Annotated in this window: 19 protein-coding genes and 1 pseudogene; 17 read left to right on the top strand and 3 right to left on the bottom strand. The window is 44.8% G+C overall.

Features of this window, described 5'->3' with window-relative positions:
* Nucleotides 1-48: 48 nt before the first annotated feature.
* From MHH57_RS10365 to MHH57_RS10395, 7 genes and pseudogenes are all read left to right on the top strand, one after another.
* Entirely contained in the window at nucleotides 49-426 is a 378-nt protein-coding gene (locus tag MHH57_RS10365; RefSeq protein WP_023988297.1) for a DivIVA domain-containing protein, read from the top strand.
* Between the two features lie 97 nt (nucleotides 427-523).
* Nucleotides 524-958 carry an Rrf2 family transcriptional regulator gene (locus tag MHH57_RS10370; RefSeq protein ID WP_342435065.1) on the top strand — a complete coding sequence of 145 codons (435 nt, stop codon included), beginning with the start codon at nucleotides 524-526 and terminating at the stop codon, nucleotides 956-958.
* 24 nt (nucleotides 959-982) lie between these two features.
* Complete coding sequence (locus tag MHH57_RS10375; RefSeq protein WP_342435066.1) at nucleotides 983-1,483, top strand: metallophosphoesterase family protein; 501 nt, start codon at nucleotides 983-985, stop codon at nucleotides 1,481-1,483.
* 35 nt (nucleotides 1,484-1,518) lie between these two features.
* Nucleotides 1,519-1,845: a (2Fe-2S) ferredoxin domain-containing protein gene (locus tag MHH57_RS10380; RefSeq protein ID WP_061830316.1), complete on the top strand. Its 327-nt coding sequence runs from the start codon at nucleotides 1,519-1,521 to the stop codon at nucleotides 1,843-1,845.
* Nucleotides 1,846-1,975: 130 nt separating this feature from the next.
* Nucleotides 1,976-2,254 carry a hypothetical protein gene (locus tag MHH57_RS10385; protein ID WP_342435067.1) on the top strand — a complete coding sequence of 93 codons (279 nt, stop codon included), beginning with the start codon at nucleotides 1,976-1,978 and terminating at the stop codon, nucleotides 2,252-2,254.
* Between the two features lie 106 nt (nucleotides 2,255-2,360).
* Nucleotides 2,361-2,963, top strand: a complete 603-nt coding sequence (locus MHH57_RS10390; RefSeq protein WP_342435068.1) for a nitroreductase family protein — start codon at nucleotides 2,361-2,363, stop codon at nucleotides 2,961-2,963.
* A gap of 295 nt (nucleotides 2,964-3,258) precedes the next feature.
* Nucleotides 3,259-4,123 (top strand): annotated as a pseudogene (locus MHH57_RS10395) (NAD(P)/FAD-dependent oxidoreductase).
* 10 nt (nucleotides 4,124-4,133) lie between these two features.
* Here MHH57_RS10395 and MHH57_RS10400 read toward each other — a convergent pair.
* Nucleotides 4,134-4,463: a hypothetical protein gene (locus MHH57_RS10400; protein WP_342435069.1), complete on the bottom strand. Its 330-nt coding sequence runs from the start codon at nucleotides 4,461-4,463 to the stop codon at nucleotides 4,134-4,136.
* A gap of 142 nt (nucleotides 4,464-4,605) precedes the next feature.
* Nucleotides 4,606-4,926 carry a helix-turn-helix domain-containing protein gene (locus tag MHH57_RS10405; protein ID WP_007430161.1) on the bottom strand — a complete coding sequence of 107 codons (321 nt, stop codon included), beginning with the start codon at nucleotides 4,924-4,926 and terminating at the stop codon, nucleotides 4,606-4,608.
* Nucleotides 4,927-5,216: 290 nt separating this feature from the next.
* Here MHH57_RS10405 and zwf point away from each other — a divergent pair, with 290 nt between their 5' ends.
* The 8 genes from zwf to MHH57_RS10445 all read left to right on the top strand — a co-directional run bounded on the left by zwf (nucleotide 5,217) and on the right by MHH57_RS10445 (nucleotide 13,074).
* Nucleotides 5,217-6,719: a glucose-6-phosphate dehydrogenase gene (zwf, locus tag MHH57_RS10410; protein WP_069010238.1), complete on the top strand. Its 1,503-nt coding sequence runs from the start codon at nucleotides 5,217-5,219 to the stop codon at nucleotides 6,717-6,719.
* Between the two features lie 52 nt (nucleotides 6,720-6,771).
* Nucleotides 6,772-7,665 (top strand): phosphogluconate dehydrogenase (NAD(+)-dependent, decarboxylating), encoded by an 894-nt coding sequence (gene gnd / locus MHH57_RS10415; RefSeq protein WP_069010237.1) that lies wholly within the window; start codon nucleotides 6,772-6,774, stop codon nucleotides 7,663-7,665.
* A 159-nt stretch (nucleotides 7,666-7,824) separates the two neighbouring features.
* On the top strand, nucleotides 7,825-8,499 hold the full coding sequence (locus tag MHH57_RS10420; protein ID WP_209948064.1) for an SOS response-associated peptidase: 675 nt from the start codon (nucleotides 7,825-7,827) through the stop codon (nucleotides 8,497-8,499).
* 380 nt (nucleotides 8,500-8,879) lie between these two features.
* Nucleotides 8,880-10,088 carry an MFS transporter gene (locus MHH57_RS10425; protein WP_069010235.1) on the top strand — a complete coding sequence of 403 codons (1,209 nt, stop codon included), beginning with the start codon at nucleotides 8,880-8,882 and terminating at the stop codon, nucleotides 10,086-10,088.
* Between the two features lie 55 nt (nucleotides 10,089-10,143).
* Nucleotides 10,144-10,590, top strand: a complete 447-nt coding sequence (locus MHH57_RS10430) for an OsmC family protein (protein ID WP_069010234.1) — start codon at nucleotides 10,144-10,146, stop codon at nucleotides 10,588-10,590.
* A gap of 69 nt (nucleotides 10,591-10,659) precedes the next feature.
* On the top strand, nucleotides 10,660-11,745 hold the full coding sequence (locus MHH57_RS10435) for a lactonase family protein (protein ID WP_039273468.1): 1,086 nt from the start codon (nucleotides 10,660-10,662) through the stop codon (nucleotides 11,743-11,745).
* Between the two features lie 490 nt (nucleotides 11,746-12,235).
* On the top strand, nucleotides 12,236-12,391 hold the full coding sequence (locus MHH57_RS10440) for a hypothetical protein (protein WP_023988309.1): 156 nt from the start codon (nucleotides 12,236-12,238) through the stop codon (nucleotides 12,389-12,391).
* Between the two features lie 173 nt (nucleotides 12,392-12,564).
* Nucleotides 12,565-13,074 (top strand): hypothetical protein, encoded by a 510-nt coding sequence (locus tag MHH57_RS10445; RefSeq protein ID WP_029519055.1) that lies wholly within the window; start codon nucleotides 12,565-12,567, stop codon nucleotides 13,072-13,074.
* A gap of 147 nt (nucleotides 13,075-13,221) precedes the next feature.
* Here MHH57_RS10445 and MHH57_RS10450 read toward each other — a convergent pair whose 3' ends face one another.
* Nucleotides 13,222-13,848 carry an FMN-dependent NADH-azoreductase gene (locus MHH57_RS10450; protein WP_029519056.1) on the bottom strand — a complete coding sequence of 209 codons (627 nt, stop codon included), beginning with the start codon at nucleotides 13,846-13,848 and terminating at the stop codon, nucleotides 13,222-13,224.
* A 291-nt stretch (nucleotides 13,849-14,139) separates the two neighbouring features.
* On the opposite strand from MHH57_RS10450, the gene murI reads away from it, so the two are divergent.
* Nucleotides 14,140-14,943 (top strand): glutamate racemase, encoded by an 804-nt coding sequence (murI, locus tag MHH57_RS10455; protein ID WP_029519057.1) that lies wholly within the window; start codon nucleotides 14,140-14,142, stop codon nucleotides 14,941-14,943.
* 98 nt (nucleotides 14,944-15,041) lie between these two features.
* Nucleotides 15,042-15,905 carry an aminoglycoside phosphotransferase family protein gene (locus MHH57_RS10460; protein WP_069010233.1) on the top strand — a complete coding sequence of 288 codons (864 nt, stop codon included), beginning with the start codon at nucleotides 15,042-15,044 and terminating at the stop codon, nucleotides 15,903-15,905.
* Nucleotides 15,906-15,976 lie beyond the last annotated feature (71 nt).

The following is a 15,976-nucleotide window of genomic DNA, read 5'->3' on the forward strand; positions in this document are numbered from 1 at the left end:
CCTAGAATGTGATATAAAAAGAATAGTGTGTTAAGGAGGGAATAACCGATGGATGAACATATGAAGCGTCGTCTGGATAAGCAAAAGCAGTTGTTTAAACAACTGGGCATTCAGCTGGACGCGCTCTCCATTCATGAGAAACAGTTTAAGAATAAAATGCGGGGCTATGATCCGGACGAGGTAGATGCCTTTCTGGATGAAGTGATCAAGGATTATGAACGCTTTTATGCGAATATAGCCGACCTGATGGACAAGTGGCAGGAGCAGCAGGCAACCATACGTGATTTGAAAAATGCACCCAAGCCAGCGGCCGACCTTAATGGACTTGACCGTCGTCAACTGGAGGATATCGTAAAACAGTTGGAATATAGTGTGCGCCAATTAAAGGTGCGAGTACGTCCTGAAAATGACTATTTTCCGGAGTAAGGTGCAGTTAGCACTGTGTTGGTGCCTCTATTGTGGTATGATGGAAACAAGTATTTTATCAAACATTTAATGAGGCACACACATAAAGGTGGTTAACATGAGTACCCATTTTTCCGTTAGTATCCATTGTCTGCTTCTTCTGGCTGAAGGGGCACCGGAGCGAATGATATCGTCACTTATAGCTTCCAGCATCAATACAAACCCGGTAGTTGTGAGAAGGATTATGAGCCGACTCAAGCAAGCGGGTTTGGTTGATTCATCGCCTGGAGCACGCGGCTTTCGTCTAAGCATGTCCAGTTCAAACATCAATCTGAAAATGATCTATGAAGCGACTAAGGATGAAGGTCCGTTGTTCGCCATCCACACCGATAGCAATCTTAATTGTGAGGTAGGCAGGAACATAGACGCATTGTTGGATGGTTTATATACCGTGGCAGAGCAGAAAATACAGACGTTTTTCGAGACCGTTACGCTGCGAGATTTGGAGCAGGCACTTCAGCAGCGCGTGGGGCAACAAAGTTCATCTGTGTAAAGACGCTGGTAAGGAGCAATTAATATGAAAATCATCGTACTTTCAGACACTCATATGCCGCACAGAGGCAAAACACTGCCTAGTCGACTGGTACAGGAGTTAAAAGGCAGTGACCTCATTCTCCATGCCGGAGACTGGACGGATTGGTTCGTATATGAACGTCTAGCTGAGTTTGCGCCTGTGCAAGGCATTGCCGGAAACAATGATGGAATGGACATCGTGGAGCGTTTAGGCTATCAGCGAATCGTTGAAGCCCAAGGCAAGCGGATCGGTATGGTTCACGGTCACGGCTGGCGAGGAACGACAGAAAATATCGCATTGAATACGTTTAAGGGAGAAACGCTGGATTGTCTGATTTATGGACATTCGCATATTCCGGTGGTCAAAACGATTGACGGTCAGCTTGTCCTTAATCCGGGGTCTCCGACGGACAAACGTGGCGAAGACGAATATTCATTTATCGTGCTGACGATTGAAGCTGATCAGATGGAAGCACAGCTTGTTCTTTATCCAGATAAACATTGATTTAAAACCAACAACTGTTGATTAAAGGGGAAGCTATGGCTATTTTTGAATTAGAACCAATGAAGCATCATGTGTTGATCTGCAATGGAGGCACATGTATGCGACATGAGGGTGAAGAAGTTACACAGGCAATTCGGGATGAAATTCGTAAACAAAATGCAGAAGCATATATTCACACGACCAGAACTCGCTGTAATGGGCGTTGTCATGATGCTGCGGTTGTGATCGTATATCCTCAAGGGGACTGGTATGGTCAAATGACCCCCGACTCGGGGACTCAACTGGTGCAGAAGCTCGTAACGGGAGAGAAGCTGGAACCTCATCTTTTTCATGAGTGTACAGGTCAATCCAGTTCGGAATAATTCAATCAACCATCTATAAGTACATGAGTAGAGAAAATCTTTGCAGAGATTTTCTCTTTTTTGCGTTTAATCCCCGATGTGAAAGGTAAAAGTATACTGTGGACACCAATCCGATAGGGAGGGAAGTAAAATGGCCCCATTTGAAGATAACCTGTACGATCAGAATCAGCAGAAAGGACAGACGGGGAAAGGAACAACGGAGTCTAAACATCAGAAACAGTCGATCAATCGAGATCATGCAGAGCAGTATCCGACAGAGCAGGAAAGCTTGTTCGACCGTTTTGAGATCGAGCAGACGGTAGACGCCATTCCTGTAGAGGATTTGAAGATGGAAAGACAGGAGGAGAGAAACAAGGATGCAACCAAGCACACCTCTTCCAGTGAGAAAAAATATAATAGTGGCGTATAATTATCAACTAACTGGTAATATTTAAAAAGAAAACTCTTGACTTTAAGATATATGTAATATATATTAAGTTACGAAAAGTAATTAATTTTTCTCAGGAGGTAACAAAATGGCTAAAGACTTCTTCACAGCTCTGAAAGACAGACGCTCCTATTATGGTATTAGCAAAGAACAGGTCATTTCTGACCAACGAATTCAAGAGATTGTAGAGGAAGCTGTAAAGTACACACCTACCTCGTTCAACTCCCAAACTTCACGCGCCGTAGTGTTGCTTGGAGAACATCATGACAAACTGTGGAATATTACAGAAGATATTTTGCGGGAAGTGGTAGGCAATGAAGAACAATTCAAATCTACTGCTGAGAAAATGAACGGTTTCCGCAGCGGTTACGGAACGGTCTTGTTCTTTGAAGACAATAACGTGATAGCTGGTCTGCAACAACAATTCGAAGCCTATGCGGACAATTTTCCAATCTGGGCTAACCAATCTAATGGTATGTTGCAATTGGTTGTATGGACAGCTCTGGAACAAGAAGGATTGGGCGCATCCCTTCAGCATTACAACCCTTTGATTGATGAAAAAGTGAAAAACGAATGGAACATTCCTGAGCACTGGAAACTGATTGCTGAAATGCCATTTGGTAAACCGACATTCCAACCAGGTGAAAAAGAATTCCAGCCTATTGAAGAACGTGTAAAAACATTTAAATAATTTTCACGATAAAATGACGTTTCAAGTTCAGCCTGATTAGAGCACTGTGGGTATCTACAGTGCTCTTTGCCATTCCATTTTTAAGATATGTAAGCTTTGATATATACAGACACAGCGGTTAATTCATCCGTTAGTGGGTGATATTATGTTTAAAATTGGATGAGAAGTTTACATAGATGTGATTGCGGTTTTATGCAGCTGTCTAGGATAACGCGCATTCAAAGGAGGAAAAGTGATGAACTATGATTGCATTATTGTTGGCGGGGGAATTGCCGGTTTGCAAGCAGCCATTCAATTGGGAAGATACAGCAGTCATCGGGTGCTGGTAATAGATTCCGGCTATGGTCGGTCTACGCTGTGTCATCAATATCATAATATTTTGGGATTTCCTGAGGGAATTTCTGGTGAAGAGCTGCGACGGCGTGGACGTAGCGAGGCTACGAAACTAGGAACTGAGTTTGTTGAAGAAAAGGCGGTCAAAGCCGTCAAAAGGGATGAGCTTTTTGACATTCAAGTGGAGGAAGGCTCCATGTATTCGTCAAAGACGCTGCTGTTGGCGACAGGGCTAACGGATCGTTTTCCAAAACTGGATGGGTTACAAGCTTGCTTGGGCAACAGTGTATATGTGTGCCCGGATTGTGACGGTTATGAGGTTCAGGATCGCAGTACGGTCGTCATGGGGGCTGGCAAAAGCAGGAGCTTCCATGGCTCTGATTTTATCAGAGCGCACCGATCAACTTGTATATGTCAATCATGAGCGTTCAGAGGTGCCGGACGAGCTGAGCGAAAAGCTGTGGGAAAAAGGGATTGGCTATAAGGAAGCCGCTATTTCTGAGATTATAACCGGAGAACCGGGCTGTTTTGAAGGAGTGCGACTGGCTGATGGACAAGTAGTTCGAGCAGAGCGGGGCTTTTTAGCTTTTGGCAGCAATCATGTTCATTCAGAGCTGGCAGAGCAACTGGGTGTACATCTGCTGCATAATAAGCACATTGAAACTCATCCTCGCAGCAAAATGACAAATGTGGAAAATGTGTGGGTAGCCGGGGACTTAGGAGTTCATGCCGAGCAAGCGACTGTGGCGATGGGAGAAGGAGCTATGTCAGCGATTTGGATACACAAGGTATTAACGGGTATGAAAACAAAAGTACCGCAGCTCTGAGAGCTGCGGTTTAGAACGATGGGCGTGTACTCGTTGGAAGATGAAGTTCAAAGCGTTTTAATTGATCGCTCATGCCGTACTTACGTAAAATTTCTGTCTGTTTGTTGCCGATAAGATCAAAATGCGGATAGGCCTGACGTTGATGAATATATTGGGGGTCCAATCCGTTATGGTTGCACCATAAGCGCAGCTTGTCCAAATTAGAACATCCCACCTTGGTGACGGTTGTAATGCCTGGAAAGCGATCATCCAGCCAGTAATGTGTCAGAAAAGCAATTTCACCACGACTGACCTCTCTTTTCCAGGCCATAAGCTCCTGCCGGGTAATGCCAAATGCCATCGTTCTCTTCCCTCCTTGGCTCAGACTGAAATCATGAGCTGCTGCGTGGTTGTTCCATTATTTTCGTACTGTAGTCTGTATTATGATCCACATGGGGTAACACAATAACAGGAGACCATGTGTGACGATCTCCTGTTAGAAGTTAAAGCCATCTCTCGGCCCAGCTCTCCACACCATTCAATGCATCACCTAGCTCTTTACCCTTGCGTGTCAGCGAATACTCGGTACGCACAGGCCGCTCTGTGATGACATTGCGAAGGATCAGGCCGGAAAGCTCTAGTTCCTTGATGCGTTCGTTCAGCATGCGTTTGCTAAGATCGGGTATGGAGACGTGAATTTCACTAAATCGTTTGGGATGTTCCATCAAAGTATGAATGATGAGAGCGGTCCATTTTTTGCTGATGATCTGAAAGGACTGTTCCACCTTACCGCACAAAAGCTTAGGCTGCCTGTCGTCGCTCATCTGAATCCCCTCAATTTCATTGTTGTTTTAAACAGTATACTAAAAGTAACTCTGTATACCAATAGTAACTATAACGCTTTGTGTCAACTGTGACATATTTAACATTTTTTTCTCTTTCCTTTCGTCAATCATACCACAGAAAACGTTATCATTACAGGATATATCGAATGTTCACGATTTCGCTAAAATTTGATTGACTTGCCCCTTATTTTGGGTGTATTATGGGTTACGTTAATTCCTCAGGTAACTTTTAATAACCTCATCTTTATAATGGGAAGAAGGAATATTTCATGGATTCAATGACATTTGTCTTATTTGGAGCGACAGGGGATTTGGCTAAACGCAAAATTTACCCTGCCTTGTATAATTTGTTTGTAGAAGGTAAAATTCCGGCTTCCTTTTCTGTAATTGGGATGGGGCGTCGTGAAGTGGCAGACGAGCAATTTCAAAGTAATGTAGAGCAATCCATTAAGGATTTTTCCAGACACGTGAATGAAGACCGTGCACAGATGGATCAGTTCTTAAGTGCTTTCCGTTACAGCGCATTGAACGTCAACCACCCGGAAGATTATAAAAAGCTGCTACAGCTTGCTGAGCAACGTGAAAATGACTTGGGAATTCCGGGGAACCGCATGTTTTACTTATCGGTGGCACCGGAATTTTTTGATGTGATTGCCCTCAATATTCGAGAGAGTGGTTTAGCTGAAACAAAGGGTTGGAAACGGCTCATTATCGAAAAACCATTTGGTCACGATCTGGAATCCGCACGTGAGTTGAATGATCGTCTGAGCAGAACCTTTGCTGAGGATGAGATTTATCGTATTGACCATTACTTAGGCAAGCCCATGGTTCAAAACCTTGAAGCCTTAAAATTCGCTAATCCGTTGCTTCAAGGAATATGGAACAATCAGTACATCGCCAATGTGCAAATTACCGCTTCTGAGACTGTAGGAGTAGAGGAGCGAGCAGGATACTATGATCACTCCGGCGCTATTCGTGATATGGTACAAAATCACATGCTGCAGGTATTGATGATGGCGGCTATGAACAAGCCGGGACATGTCACGGCTGACCAGGTGCGTGACGAAAAAAGCAAGGTTATGGACGCGCTTCGTGCACTTGATCCTTCTGATATTGCTTCCAGCGTGGTTAGAGGCCAATATACCAACGGTGAGATCAACGGAAAAGCAGTTCCTTCCTATAAAGAAGAGCCGGATATCGGACCTGATTCGCAAAATGATACTTTCATTTCAGCTCGCCTATGGATTGACAACGAACAATGGTCGGGTGTGCCGTTCTATATTCGTACCGGCAAACGCATGAAAGAAAAATCTACTCGTATCGTCGTGGAATTCAAAAAGGACAGCACAGATCCTTATGCCGCTCAAGGGCAACCGACTGACCCGAACCTGCTGATCATCCATGTTAACCCGGATGAAAAGGTAACGCTGCGTCTGAACAGTAGAGACCCGCTGAACAATGGTCAACTGGAGACGGTTCTGATGAATTATCATTCCGAGGCCAAGGATGTACCAGAAGCCTATGAGCGCCTCATCTTTGATGCGCTACGCGGCGATTCCACCTTTTTTGCTCATTGGAACGAAGTTGAGCTTTCGTGGGTGTGGGTTCAACCTGTACTGGAAGCTTTTGCTCGTGGTGAGGTTCCACTTCACACGTATGCAGCAGGCTCTTACGGTCCAGAAGCTTCAGATCAATTGTTAGAGGAGCAAGGCTTTACATGGTGGTTGGATGAAAAGTCCGAAAGCTCTGAGAAAGCAGTCGTTCGTTCTTAACACTTTAAGAAAGTATATACAAAATATGTTTCTATGGCAGGAGGCCTTTACTATGCAAGTAGGATTAATTGGTTTGGGAAAAATGGGCTTGAATCTCGGAAAAAATTTGATCGATCATAAGCATGAACTTGTCGCTTACGACGTCAATGCAGCCGCAATCCAAGAAATGAAGGATTATGGAGCTAAAGGTGCTTCTACATTGGAAGAGCTTGTACAGGCAACTCAATCCCCTAGAGTATTGTGGATTATGGTTCCTCACCAAATTGTTGACTCTGTGCTGGATCAGCTTCAACCGATGTTGTCCAAAGGGGACATCATTATTGAAGGTGGTAATTCCCATTACAAAGAGTCAATTGCTCGTCATGCCCGTCTAAAAGAATATGGTATCAGCTTCATGGATGCCGGAACCTCAGGCGGGATGGAAGGCGCACGCAATGGCGCTTGTTACATGATCGGTGGCGATCCGGAAGCTTGGGCGGTTGTTGAGCCTGTTTTCCGCGACACAGCAGTGGAAAATGGATATCTGTATGCAGGTAAATCCGGAAGCGGACATTTTCTGAAAATGGTTCATAACGGTGTGGAATACGGCATGATGGCTTCCATCGGTGAAGGATTTGAAGTGCTAGAAAAAAGCAGCTTTGACTTTGATTATGAACAAGTAGCGCGTGTGTGGAACAACGGTTCTGTTATTCGCTCTTGGCTGATGGGCTTGACTGAACGTGCATTTTCCAAAGATGCAAACCTGGACGAAATTCGTGGGGTTATGCACTCTTCTGGTGAAGGAAAATGGACGGTTGAAGAAGCGTTGGACATTCAAGCTGCAACTCCAGTCATTGCTTTGTCCCTGCTGATGCGCTATCGTTCTCTTGATGCGGACACGTTCAACGGGAAAGTGGTTGCTGCGCTGCGCAATGAATTTGGCGGTCACGCGGTAGAAAAGAAGTAATAACAATATAAGCTAGTATCTATCCCCGTAGTAGCTTCACAACTGCGGGGATATTGCTATGTGTTTTGGCGTTTATTGGATTTTAGCAAAACCTGTATATGCATATTTTTCCTTGTATATCCGCACAATAGGTGAAAAAGGCGGAAGGATGAATAGCAAATGTGCAAAAGGTTTTCGTTATCGGCTGATTTGGATGAGGTAAGGGATCACTTTGGTATACAACGGGTGCTGTATTATTACAAAACACGCTATAACATGAGTCCCACTCAGCATGTACCAATTGTGCTGCATCAGGATGGAGAACGGGTACTTGATGAATTTCGCTGGGGATTTATTCCCTACTGGGGCAAGGATTGTGTCAATGCAGATTTGAATACGGTTCGGGTAAATCCGAGTTATCGCAAGATGGCCGAAACCCGGCGCTGTATCATTCCATGCAATGGATTTTATTACTGGAGAAAATTGGGTAAACGCATGTGTGCTGTACGGGTGGTACTGCCGGAACAGAAGATGTTTGCGGTCGCGGGGCTATATGAAGTATGGCAGGATAGTCGTAAGGAGCCTTTACGCACCTGTACGATGATGACCGTTCAGGCCAATACGGATATACGTGAATTCGATACCCGTATGCCAGCTATTTTGGAAGCTGATCATATAGATTCATGGCTAGATCCGTCTGTCCAGAACATAGATGAGCTGTTGCCTCTACTGCGCACGTATGAGCAAGGCGACATGAGCATCTATCCAGTGACCCCACTGGTGGCCAATGATGAACATGATAACCGTGAATGTATTCAGGAAATGGATTTGCAGTGGTCCTGGATTAAACCTTAAACGTATGAAGATTTTCATCCATTATTGATCATAAGCTTCCCGCCACCTGCATAGGTATGTATTGGGGAACAAGCGTCATGATCCGGGGAGAGGGGAAACGGCCGAAGGAGTATCTCATATGGGATGGAGGCGATTGGAATGAGTAACGATACACTCATCCAGCTGCTGGTGCTCATGGTGACGATCATCGGTCTGGTCCAAAACCGGTAAGTGGCAGGTTCCAGAAGGCGGGAGAATTGCCGTAGGCAATCTTCCGTTTTTTTCTGTGTTAAAAAGCTCGCAGATTAAGGAAGCTTACGGTACAATAGATGCTAGGCTACAGGTGACAAGACACCTGAATATACGTCTACATACGATATATTTTTAAGGGAGAGCAAATCATGAGTGAATTAACTTCATTACCACCAGCCAAAAAAAGAAAATTGCTGTTTAGCGCAGGGCTTAGCTGGTTGTTTGATGCTATGGATGTGGGGCTGCTTTCATTTATAGTCGCAGCGTTGGCAAAGGAGTGGCATCTGGGATCTGAGCAAATTGGACTGCTGACTGCAATGAATTCGATAGGAATGGTGTTCGGAGCCGCTATGGCGGGGATTTTGGCTGATCGTTACGGCAGACGCGCCATTTTAGTGTGGACATTGTTGATCTTTTCTATTGCCAGCGGCTTATCAGCTTTGGCGACAGGCCTCGGAATGCTGCTGGTGCTGCGTTTTATTGCTGGTGCAGGCTTGGGCGGGGAATTGCCGGTTGCTTCGACGCTGGTGTCAGAATCAGTGCCTGTGAAAGAACGAGGGAGAGCGGTTGTGCTGCTGGAAAGCTTCTGGGCGGCAGGCTGGATCCTTTCGGCTCTTATTGCTTATTTTGTTATTCCAAAGTATGGTTGGCAAATGGCATTTATTCTCGGCGCAGTACCTGCGCTGTACGCTCTTTATCTGCGTAGAGCTATTGATGATTCACCGCGTTACAAGCTGCAAAGCGTTAAACTTCCGCTGCGTGCACGATTGGCTTCGATTTGGTCGGGACCTAATCGCAAGTCTACGCTGATGCTGTGGATTTTATGGTTCACAGTTGTATTTTCATACTACGGCATGTTCCTGTGGCTGCCTAGCATTATGTTTATGAAAGGCTTCGAACTGGTTAAAAGCTTTGAGTATGTGCTGATCATGACGCTTGCCCAACTCCCAGGTTACTTTACCGCCGCCTATCTAATTGAAAAGCTGGGCCGCAAATTCGTACTGATCATCTACTTGCTGCTCACAGCCGTGTCTGCCATTTGGTTTGGCACCTCGGAAACGGCGGGAATGCTGCTAGCTGCTGGTATCTGCTTGTCCTTTTTTAATCTCGGTGCATGGGGAGCCATGTACGCCTATACACCAGAATTGTACCCGACATCCGTCCGTTCAACCGGTGTGGGTATGGCGGCTGCGTTTGGTCGTATTGGAGGCGTTATCGGGCCTTTTGCAGTCGGTATACTCGTAGGACAGGGCGTAGCGTTACCATCTATCTTTGTGATTTTCTTCGTAGCTATCTTGATCGGAGCAGCGGCTGTATGGTTGCTGGGTACGGAAACCAAAAATCAAGAGATTGACTAACCTTTACATTCACCTGTGTGAAGATTCATAATATAAGAGAGAGGAGTGACCTGAAATGGAGCATACCTTTCTGCTCAAGGCAGACTGGAACGGGGGGCGCAACAGTGACGGTCGTATTGAGGCTGGACAGTTGCGGACTGCAATTTCGATCCCGGCCGAGATGGGAGGCCCTGGTGTGGGCACCAATCCAGATGAAATGCTGCTCGGTGCCGCCGCTACCTGCTATTTGATTACTTTGGCGGCGATGATGGAGCGCGCGAGTCTCCCGGTGGCGTCACTGGCGCTGAAATCCGAAGGGATTGTCGATGTAACGAACAATATTTTTACATATCGCCGAATTGTGCATCGTCCGCAGGTTCAATTGGCCGCCGATGCGACAGAATCGCAGATCGAACAAGCATTGCGACTGGCAGAGCAGGCAGAAACCTCATGCATGATCTCGCGTGCTGTAGCGGGAAATGTGACGTTGTCCACAGAGCCCGTGGTGGAGCGCGCCTCTTAAAGCGATATCTGTAACAGGAGCAATCATTCTAATTGCCCATCATTTTTTTAATCCAAGGAGGACACAACCATGACAGCGCAACAAAAATTGCTCGTATTCGCAGGCTCTTACGCCGAATTGGAAGGTAACGGAGTTTATTCGTATACTTTTAATGAACAGACAGGAGCACTTACACTACAGGATGAGTTCTCCGGCTTGAAAAATCCTACATTCCTGAATGTGGACGTCAAAAATCGGAAGCTGTATTCCATTGGGGAGACGACTTCTGCTGCAGGAGCAAAAGTAGGCGAAGCTTCTGCTTTCGAAATTGATCCAGTTAAAGGAACATTTACATTGCTGAATCGTGCGGAAAACGTGGGTGCAACAACTTGCCACATTCAGCGTGATCCATCTGATCGTTACCTTATTGTAGTCAGCTACCACGGAGGTATGGTGGGACTGGTGTCTCTGACTGAGGACGGACGTATTGGTGAGTTGCTGGATGTTAAACAGCACGAGGGCAAAGGAGCGCACCCTGAACGTCAGGATCGTCCACATCCACATTCCAGTTTCTTTAGTCCAGATGGTCGCTTCCTGTTCGTACAAGATCTCGGTCTGGATCTGATCCGTGTTTATACCATTGATGACAGCAAAGGACAACTGGTGCTTCATGGTGAAACGAAAACCCATGCAGGTGCAGGTCCACGTCATTTGACGTTCCACCCAAATGGTAAATTTGCTTTTGTCATTAACGAAGTGGATTCTTCCATTACTTCTTTTGCATATGATGCAGAGGCTGGTAAGCTCACTGAGCTTGAGAGCGTACCGACATTGCCGTCTGACTTTACAGGTGAAAACACAACTGCTGAAGTTGCAATTTCGGAGGATGGAGCTTATCTGTACGGTTCCAACCGTGGGCATGACAGCATTGTGGTATACGCTGTAGACGGAGCAACTGGCAAGCTGAGCTTGGTGGAGCATGTATCTGCCGAAGGAGAGCATCCACGCCATTTTGCATTGACTCCAAATGGTAACCATATGCTCGTGGCCAACCGCGACACCAATAACATCGTTACGTTCAAAGTGGACAAGGCAAGTGGACGCTTGACCTACACCGGGCAACAAGTAACCGTGTCCAAGCCAGTATGCGTACAGCCTTTTTACTTTTCTGTATAAAAATTAGGAAATGCCCCCAGATTTCTTGTTTGTAATGTTCAAGGGTAGAAATCCAGGGGCAAAGGCGAACGCTCCGCTGCTTTAATGCTTTGACAGCCATTGAATATGTATATGTTGATGGTACTAATAGATTAACCAAGCATAGTAAAATTGTTAGTGAAAACGGCTCGTAGGATAACCTACAGCCGTTTTTATTTTAGGGCTTAGTCATTTCTAAAGAAGTCACTAACTACGAAAATAAACTAAAATTTTAAGGTTACAAATAAGATACGAATAATATCGGTAGGAAAAGGGTACATATGTTATAAGCGGGACAAGAAGCCCTCAAGCACTCCGATAATGTAAATCTAGGACAAGCATTGCGAGTTCCATATAAGAGGTAGAGGCTTTAAATAAAAGTATTATATTTGACCTACCATCTGTTCGCGTAGTGGGCCACACAAATCGACAGCGTTGGATTGCATGTATTTCTACAGGAGGAGGAATTCTCATGAAAATTATCATTACACAAAAGGAAGCCGTCGACAAAGGAATATGGACAGAGATCATGGGGATGTTTGCTGTAACCAAAGAGGACGAAGTATGGCAAAATGAGGAGTTTATTCTCACCGAAGAACAGGCACGTCAGGTCGGGTTATTAAGATAGCAAAGATAAATAGGACATGTTATCAAGTTTTAAGACCAAGTCTTAAAAAATCGTAACTTCTTTTTTATGTATCTGATACACTTTTTAACCGTGCAACGTTTATGATAAGTACACAAGGGTAATGAAGCTTACAGACACCGTGTACATACCCAAACGGCAAGGAGAGATCAGACATGATGAAACTAGCTTCGAAATGGACCGTATTGGCTTTAATGATGATGCTGATTACGACGGCAGGAGCAACAGCGCAAGGCTACACGCCTGTCGCAGCTGCTGAAAATCAGGAGACCGTATATATAAACCAAATGGAGATTCGTGACGGACAAATTTATTTGTCGGCAGACCCGATTGAATGGTATGAAGGCGCGGCGGCAGACAAAGCATTTGTGGAGCATGAAGGAAATACAGGATTGGATGGAGCGCCGGATGGCTACTACATCGTAAACAATTCCGTGCAAAATGACGTGTATCAGGTTGCACCAGATGCTTCGGTAGAGGTGCAGATTTATGATCACACGGGTAACATAGAAGATACAGACGTACAATGGAACGAATCGATTCCGCTGACACAGTTTGAGAAGGATTTTGCAAAAAAGGACGTTCTGGACCTCAGTCAATTTCCATACCATGTTACGCTTCGTGACGGTAAAGTTGTAAAAATCGTGCAGCAATTCATTCCTTAAAATAGAAGTAATCGTAATCTCATATCACAAACACGTGCTTCACTTGATTACAGATCAGGGGAGCACGTGTTTTTATATTTTATAACAAAAAAGAGGATATCCAGCCCATATAGGGCGCGGATATCCTCTTCCCTTCATAATATATGATTAGAACGATTTTGCTGTGTCTACTGCACGTTGTACAGCAGAAGCAACGATTTCTTGTGCTTGATCTGGAGCTTGGTTATGTCCTTCCAGTACAACCTTCACGATGTCTTTCACGCCGAAGAAGGTTAAAATGTTACTCATGAAGTTCAAGGACATTTCAGCTGCAGCAGCTGGTCCTTCGGAATAAACGCCGCCTCTTGCATTCAACAGGGCTACTTTAGTTTCAGTTACAAGACCCACAGGACCCTCAGCAGTGTATTTGAATGTTTTACCAGCTTGGTTCAGGTAGTCAATGTACGTATGCAGTACAGCTGGAATCGTCATGTTCCAGAGCGGGAAAGCAAATACGACTTTGTCTGCTGCCAGGAATTGATCCAGGTAGCCATTAGCGATGTTTGCCAGGCGAGCTTCTTCTGCGTTCAGCTCCATGCCTCTAGCGGATTTGAACGTGCCGTTGATCATGTTAGCGTTCAAATAAGGAAGCTCGACGGAGAACAGGTCCAGCTCAGTGATTTCATCAGATGGGTGGGAAGATTTGTAGCTTTCCACGAATGCGTTATACAATTTAACTGTTGCAGATTCTTCAGCTGTACGATCATTAGCTTTGACAAATAATACTTTAGACATAATTTATTTCCCCCTAAGTAAGTTGAATAAGTAAGTTAAGTTAGTAAGTTACCATGTAATATTACAATATAAAGATAATATCTGTCAACGCTTTTATATTAAATTTACTTTGAAAAGCTACTTTATTTTTTACACTGTAAAATTCAAGTGTTTCTTTTGCAAAATATCAGTTTTGCGGTAAAATTTAAATGTAAAGTCTAATGAAGAGAATAGTTTAAGTAGGCGAAGAAGGAAATGAACATGGTGCCAGCAAGATTTGGCACCATAGTTGAATGAAAAAAGGTGAGTAGCTTGAAGATAGGTTTTTTTGATTCAGGATTGGGTGGAATTACAGTATTGTCCGAGGCACTAAGACGTTTGCCAAACGAAAATTTTGTATACATGGCGGATACCCTTCATGTGCCTTACGGGACGAAAACTCCCCAAGAGGTGCTTGGTTATGTCAAGGCTTCAGTGCAAACGATTCTAAAAGAAGATGTTAAGGCACTGGTGATTGCCTGCAATACGGCTACAAGTATCGCGGTTGCGGAGCTAAGGAAGGAATATCCTATTCCGATTATTGGTATGGAGCCAGCTGTGAAGCCAGCGGTCGAGATGAACCGGGCTAATGGTAAAAGAGTTCTGGTGTTAGCCACACCATTGACGTTGAAACAATCTTGTTATGCAGCACTCGTATCCAGAGTTGACGATCATGGGAGCGTGGACTCACTACCTCTGCCGGAGCTAGTACATTATTGCGAACAGTTGAATTTTGACCGGGCAGAAATGTCCGCATATTTTAACCGTGAGTTGTCTTCGTTCAATCTCGACATATATGGTACGGTGGTATTGGGATGTACTCATTATCCTTTTTATAAGGAAATTCTAAGGGAACTACTGCCTTCTCATATTCAGTTAATTGACGGGAGCCAGGGAACAGTTAGACGGTTGAAACAGGTGTTGTCTGAGCGTAATTTGCTGGAACCTTCGCCAAAATCCAGTCCATCGCAGGCGGGACACATTACATTTCTATGTTCTAGTCAGGATGAGGCCTATGTGCGTAAGATGGAGCGGGCGCTTGAAATCTATACGGAGCATGAAAAGATTTATTTTTAAAAGAAGAGCGGCTGGCGAACGTGTGGGATTATCTTAATGAAATTATCCAAAAAATCGCCAGCCGCATTGTGGATCAGACTCACGGAGGGAGGCGTGAAATGGACGTTCAACTAATCCTGAATGAGCTTTATGCAGCAGGCGTGCTTGAAGGCCATATGCAAAATCTCAAACCGCTGACCGGCGGTACTTCGAGCGAAGTGGTTGTTGTCATGGATGGTACCAGGCCTCGATATGTGATTAAGCAAAATGATCATGTGATTGTAAAAGCCGAGGCGGAGTTTTTACATACCTATGTACAGATTGAGAAACTATCGCGTTTGGTTTATGTAGATCCGTTGCACCGTTATTTGGTATACACGTTCAGGTCAGGGCTCACACAGTATCATGGACGAAACAAAAGCAATTTGTTGCTTCATCTGGCGACGGAGGTGATCTCGCACTATAAGCCTTTTGGTGAGGAACGTCATTATGGTTATCCGGACCACCCGTTTGTGGAATGGAAAGATTTTCTGCTGCACAGAACGAAGGAATCTGGAAAGATCATACAAGACATTTTACCCCGTGAGGATCATCGTTTCGTTCATACCCTTGTGGCTGGATCGCCGCAACGGAATATTAAATATTTGCTTCATGGCGACTGTGGAGTACATAATTTTGTGTTTAACGAAAATGGCACATTGACGGGTATTATTGATCCTGATCCCGTGGTGGGAGAACCCCTATATGATCTGATATACGCCTTTTGTTCTTCACCGGATAGGCTGACCATCGATACCATTTTGCCTTCCTTAGAGAAGCTTGAGCCGGAGATGACAGGGGAATACGAGCTAAACAGGGAAGTGTTACTGGGACTATACTTTCGTATAGCTACCTGCATTCGTCATCATCCGGAAGATCTCGATCAATATACAGAAGCGTGGGCCTATTGGCTGAACAGGATTCGCTGTAAGGAAGAGGGATAAAAGCATACAAGGAAGGATCATATTTTCTTTTCGGTACATCAAAAAACTTGATTTTTAACCCAATGCAGATA

The sequence above is a fragment of the Paenibacillus sp. FSL H7-0442 genome (assembly GCF_038593105.1).
Taxonomy (GTDB): domain Bacteria; phylum Bacillota; class Bacilli; order Paenibacillales; family Paenibacillaceae; genus Paenibacillus; species Paenibacillus polymyxa_D.

What these genes read in the sequence shown, in the direction of transcription:
- MHH57_RS10365 (WP_023988297.1), top strand. Translation starts at nt 49, where the DNA reads ATGGATGAACATATGAAGCGTCGTCTGGATAAGCAAAAGCAGTTGTTT.
- MHH57_RS10370 (WP_342435065.1), top strand. Translation starts at nt 524, where the DNA reads ATGAGTACCCATTTTTCCGTTAGTATCCATTGTCTGCTTCTTCTGGCT.
- MHH57_RS10375 (WP_342435066.1), top strand. Translation starts at nt 983, where the DNA reads ATGAAAATCATCGTACTTTCAGACACTCATATGCCGCACAGAGGCAAA.
- MHH57_RS10380 (WP_061830316.1), top strand. Translation starts at nt 1,519, where the DNA reads ATGGCTATTTTTGAATTAGAACCAATGAAGCATCATGTGTTGATCTGC.
- MHH57_RS10385 (WP_342435067.1), top strand. Translation starts at nt 1,976, where the DNA reads ATGGCCCCATTTGAAGATAACCTGTACGATCAGAATCAGCAGAAAGGA.
- MHH57_RS10390 (WP_342435068.1), top strand. Translation starts at nt 2,361, where the DNA reads ATGGCTAAAGACTTCTTCACAGCTCTGAAAGACAGACGCTCCTATTAT.
- MHH57_RS10400 (WP_342435069.1), bottom strand. Translation starts at nt 4,463, where the DNA reads ATGGCATTTGGCATTACCCGGCAGGAGCTTATGGCCTGGAAAAGAGAG.
- MHH57_RS10405 (WP_007430161.1), bottom strand. Translation starts at nt 4,926, where the DNA reads ATGAGCGACGACAGGCAGCCTAAGCTTTTGTGCGGTAAGGTGGAACAG.
- zwf (WP_069010238.1), top strand. Translation starts at nt 5,217, where the DNA reads ATGGATTCAATGACATTTGTCTTATTTGGAGCGACAGGGGATTTGGCT.
- gnd (WP_069010237.1), top strand. Translation starts at nt 6,772, where the DNA reads ATGCAAGTAGGATTAATTGGTTTGGGAAAAATGGGCTTGAATCTCGGA.
- MHH57_RS10420 (WP_209948064.1), top strand. Translation starts at nt 7,825, where the DNA reads ATGTGCAAAAGGTTTTCGTTATCGGCTGATTTGGATGAGGTAAGGGAT.
- MHH57_RS10425 (WP_069010235.1), top strand. Translation starts at nt 8,880, where the DNA reads ATGAGTGAATTAACTTCATTACCACCAGCCAAAAAAAGAAAATTGCTG.
- MHH57_RS10430 (WP_069010234.1), top strand. Translation starts at nt 10,144, where the DNA reads ATGGAGCATACCTTTCTGCTCAAGGCAGACTGGAACGGGGGGCGCAAC.
- MHH57_RS10435 (WP_039273468.1), top strand. Translation starts at nt 10,660, where the DNA reads ATGACAGCGCAACAAAAATTGCTCGTATTCGCAGGCTCTTACGCCGAA.
- MHH57_RS10440 (WP_023988309.1), top strand. Translation starts at nt 12,236, where the DNA reads ATGAAAATTATCATTACACAAAAGGAAGCCGTCGACAAAGGAATATGG.
- MHH57_RS10445 (WP_029519055.1), top strand. Translation starts at nt 12,565, where the DNA reads ATGATGAAACTAGCTTCGAAATGGACCGTATTGGCTTTAATGATGATG.
- MHH57_RS10450 (WP_029519056.1), bottom strand. Translation starts at nt 13,848, where the DNA reads ATGTCTAAAGTATTATTTGTCAAAGCTAATGATCGTACAGCTGAAGAA.
- MHH57_RS10460 (WP_069010233.1), top strand. Translation starts at nt 15,042, where the DNA reads ATGGACGTTCAACTAATCCTGAATGAGCTTTATGCAGCAGGCGTGCTT.